Below are 729 nucleotides of genomic sequence, written 5' to 3' on the forward strand. Positions count from 1 at the left end.
ACACCATTTCGACTACGGGGCTCGCACCCGCTCTGGCCAGGCGTTCAAACCTGTTCGTCTATGATGCGCTGTAACGTTCACCGGCCGGCAGACCGGAACAAAAAGTCCCACAACCCCGGCCATGCAACCCCTGCCGGGTATCACACATGACTCGGTTTAGCCTCTTCCGCGTTCGCTCGCCACTACTGACGGAATCACTGTTGTTTTCTCTTCCTGTGGGTACTGAGATGTTTCACTTCCCCACGTTCCCTCTACCCGCCCTATATATTCAGGCGGGAGTCACCAGGTCACCACAAGGGGCCTGGCGGGGTTTCCCCATTCGGAAATCCTCGGATCACAGCTCGTTTATCAGCTCCCCGAGGCTTATCGCAGATTACGACGTCCTTCTTCGGCTCCAGATGCCAAGGCATTCACCGTTTGCTCTTATGAACTTGCTAATCACATGAGTTAAGAAACTACAACTCGAAAAGTTGCAGATCCAATGATTTGCATGACCGCAGCCCGAAAGCCGCGCCATGCGAATCTTGTCGATCCACGACCGAAGCCGTGAATCTAAGATGCTCGCGTCCACTGTGTAGTTCTCAAAATACGGGCGGTATCCCTCTCTCACACACCCAGGCGTGAGAAAAGGATCCGGAGAGTCGACCCCGCCACCCGAAGGCAGCCGGCCCGGTCCCTCAGGACCCAACAGCGTGCATGTACCCGACTCCACCGCCCCGACGCGTTCCC

At 56.5% G+C, this 729-nt stretch carries 1 rRNA gene; it reads right to left on the reverse strand.

The annotated features are described in order from the left end of the window. A 23S ribosomal RNA gene (locus tag C5D66_RS16695) occupies positions 1-437 on the reverse strand; the annotation flags it as partial. Between the last annotated feature and the right edge of the window lie 292 nt (positions 438-729).

The sequence above is a fragment of the Rathayibacter sp. AY1B4 genome, from assembly GCF_002932815.1.
Classification (GTDB): domain Bacteria; phylum Actinomycetota; class Actinomycetes; order Actinomycetales; family Microbacteriaceae; genus Rathayibacter.